Raw genomic sequence first — 3,249 nt, 5'->3', positions numbered from 1 at the left:
AAATTCCGCGATAAATTTTATTCCGCCCGTCAGCACCGCTTCATCCGCCGAAGACTACGCGAGGAATAGGGTTTCCGCACCCGTCGGAAATTTTGCAACAGATAATTCTGCTAAGTATTCCGCGACGAACAACGCCGCCATGGTTATCGGAAATTCCGAGACGGATAATGCCGTCAAGTACGTGCCGGACGCTGTCAAAAATCCTACTGTAAATTTTAAAGCGGGCTCCGTCAGAACGGTGCATGCCTCGGCTGAAAATCCAAAGGCAGATCCCGTCGCCACATCGCAAATCAACGCTAAAAATTCTACGACTAGCCCCACTGCAGCGCAAAATTTAGCCCAAAATCCCGCCGCGCCGAGTATGGCTGCCGACAGTTCCGCTGAAAAATCCGCGACCAGCCCTGCATCGGTAGCCGAAATTTTTGAAATTTTAAAATCTACCGCGCCGCAAGCGCACTTCAAATCCGCTCTGCTAAATGAAATTTACGCTTTGAAATTTTACAAAAACGCGCTGTTTGAGCTGGCGCTATCGCAGAGCCCTAGTGCGCTAAAAATCGCTATTTTATTTCTGATCTGTGCGGGCGATTTCGTCTTTTACTGCGCGATCTTGCATCTTTGCGCCTTCGTGCTTTTTATGCCGCGAGTCACGTCCGCGCCCAAAATAGGGCGCTTTAGCGGCACTATCTTCGCGCTTGCCTACGTCACGCTGTGTTTGATCTGCGCCGCGCAGACGCGCACGGCAAGGGGCGAAGCGGAGGGCGCACATCCTAAAAGCGCCGTCGAGACGGGCGTGCAGATCGTGCTGCAAAGCGGCGAGCAGCTGATCTTAAGCGCGCGCGAGGCGGATGCGCTAAGAGGCGAGCTAAACGCCACGCGCTTTGCCGCAGAAGCAAACGCTGCGTCCGCGCTGAATAGCTACATCGACGCCGTTTACGACGAGGGTGCGAGGCTTAGCGCGCAGAAAATGGCGGATTTTAATTACTCGTTTCTGAGCGATTATCTGGTGCTGTGGCACGGCGTGTGGGACGATGACGCGGGGGCGTATCTGAATGAGAAATTTGCGCTCTTCGTAAGCGAAAGCTTCCCGAAAGATTTTGGCGAAAACATCGCTAAAATCGCTGCGGCAAACGTCAAAAATTATGAGAGCTCGCTAAATTTTACGCTCAAAAAATACGGCGCGAAAATCGATCTCAACGTCACGCAGAGCTTCAGCCTAAAAAGCAAGGCGTATCGCGCGAGCGGAACGGGGCTGGGGGCGCTGGGCGGCGTGCTGGGCGCAAAGCTGATAAGCAAGAGCCTCGCTAAAACTGCGGCTAAAACGGGCGCAAAGACCCTTACTAAGGCGGGCGCCAGCGCGACTAGCGGTAGCGCGGGGCTCGTGTGCGGCCCGGGCGCGGTGGTATGCGTGCCTGCGTTTGCCGTGGCTACGTGGTTTGGGCTGGATTTTGCGTTTGCCAAGGGCGACGAGGCGCTCAATCGAGAGGAGTTTGAAGCTGCGATCGTGCGCGATATGATGGCGGCGAAAGAGGAGCTAAAGCGCGCACTGGCGGAGGATTTCAACGCGACGATAGATGAAATTTCGAGTGAAATTTTAAATTTAGACGGGAAGTAGGGCGGCGGATTACGCCCGTGCGACTTAGACCCGTTGCGAGTAAAATTTGGCGGCAGATTGCGTAATTTATGTGCGCAGCGTACGGCAAAATTTTAAAATTTAATCTAAGCGTAGGCGGCGGGCGGCGTGCATCAAAATGGGCGGCTCGGTAGGCAGTTCGGCAGATGCGAAACAGTAGCGAAACTAGCGGCAAAAAATAGGCGGCACAAAACGAATAGCGTAGTAGATGCGCAATAAACAGCGCCGAGAGCGAGGAATTTTATAAAATTCTATTCCGCTTTGCTTGCTTTGCCGCACATGCGCGATTTAAATTGGTTGCGAGTAAAATTTGGCAGCAGATTGCGTAATTTATGTGCGCAGCGTACGGCAAAATTTTAAAATTTCATCCATGCGCACAGGCGGCGGACGGGATTACGGCGCACTTATCGCACTGCCGTGCCTCTTAAATTTTAAGAAGTAACTAAAAATTTTTAAATATAATCACTGCTTAAAATAAGGAGTGTTAATGAAAAAATTCTATCTTAAAATTTCGTTATTTGCGTTTATAATGGCATTTGTATCGATCCCTGCTGCGGCACAACCGCCTTTGGTAAGCTTAATAGAATTAGAGAATTTTAAAAATGAAGAGCAAAGGACGCTTTTGAAATCCTGTGATTACGGCGAAGGTAAATATAGCTCATGCAATAAACTCGTTGAAATTTTATCTAAAGAGTGCGAGAGCGGTGATATGCGCTCATGTGCTATACAGAGTGATCTTTTGCGATCATTACGCCGAATAGAGGAAGCTACGAAATATCTGATTAAGCTGTGCGATGCTAACCTTATCGAATATTGCATGGGGCTAGGTTGGGAAGATATAGAATTTAACGGCAATATACAAAGAGCAATTAGGAGTTTTGAAAAAGTCTGTGATAGCAAACTGAAGAATAGTGAACTTTTTTGTAGAATGAATGAGGAATTAAAGAGCTGTTTAAAAGATAAAGAATGCAATCCGATAATAAAGGGCAAAGCTCTTTTAAAAAGAACTGTAGAGGAGCTGAAATGAGAAGTATTAGCGTTTTATTCTTATTGATTATGATATTGTCGTATCCATTATCTGCCAAATCTACGGCAGAGGAACAAAATCTTTATAACGAATGCGATAAAGGAAACGGAAAATACAGCTCATGCACTAAGCTAATAGAAATTTTATCTAAAAAATGTGATAGCGGAGATATGATCGGATGCTCGGATCTTGGTTATATATTAGGTCCTAAGCTTGGTATGCGTGAAGCTTCTATCACTCCTTATGAAAAATCTTGCAAGGCGGGTATTGCAGCCTCTTGTTTTAACCTCGGAATTCATGATATTGCGATAAGAGGCAATGTCAAAAGAGCGGCACATAATTACGCTATAGCTTGCGAAAAATATTCAGAGCATCTAGAAAAAGAAAAAATATTTAAACTAAAATCTTGCGCGCTGAAGGTGGCTTTAGAAAACTGCTTACGAGATGAGGAGGAACACGATCCCGTAAAGTGTGCGAAAAAAGCCTTTTGGGAAATAAGTGATAAATACGACGCAAATTCAACCAAGGAGTAAAAGATGGCGAATCCAAAGAGGGGCAAAGAGTGATAATGAAAGAATTTTATCCCGCAATT

Annotated in this window: 3 protein-coding genes; all 3 read left to right on the top strand. The window is 46.8% G+C overall.

Annotated elements, in window-relative coordinates:
• Positions 1-1,612, top strand: a 1,612-nt coding sequence (locus tag Q0256_RS07055; RefSeq protein ID WP_297961605.1) for a hypothetical protein, incomplete at its 5' end; no start/stop codon positions are given.
• Between the two features lie 505 nt (positions 1,613-2,117).
• Positions 2,118-2,657, top strand: a complete 540-nt coding sequence (locus Q0256_RS07050; protein WP_297961602.1) for a hypothetical protein — start codon at positions 2,118-2,120, stop codon at positions 2,655-2,657.
• On the top strand, positions 2,654-3,190 hold the full coding sequence (locus tag Q0256_RS07045; protein ID WP_297961599.1) for a hypothetical protein: 537 nt from the start codon (positions 2,654-2,656) through the stop codon (positions 3,188-3,190). Before Q0256_RS07050 ends, Q0256_RS07045 begins: the two co-directional genes overlap by 4 nt.
• Positions 3,191-3,249 lie beyond the last annotated feature (59 nt).

The sequence above is a fragment of the uncultured Campylobacter sp. genome, from assembly GCF_937949835.1.
GTDB lineage: Bacteria > Campylobacterota > Campylobacteria > Campylobacterales > Campylobacteraceae > Campylobacter_B.
This window is presented reverse-complemented; position numbering and strand designations above follow the sequence as displayed.

Bases quoted from the DNA above. Each gene is read 5' to 3' on its own strand.
- Q0256_RS07050 (WP_297961602.1), top strand. From the start codon at position 2,118: ATGAAAAAATTCTATCTTAAAATTTCGTTATTTGCGTTTATAATGGCA.
- Q0256_RS07045 (WP_297961599.1), top strand. From the start codon at position 2,654: ATGAGAAGTATTAGCGTTTTATTCTTATTGATTATGATATTGTCGTAT.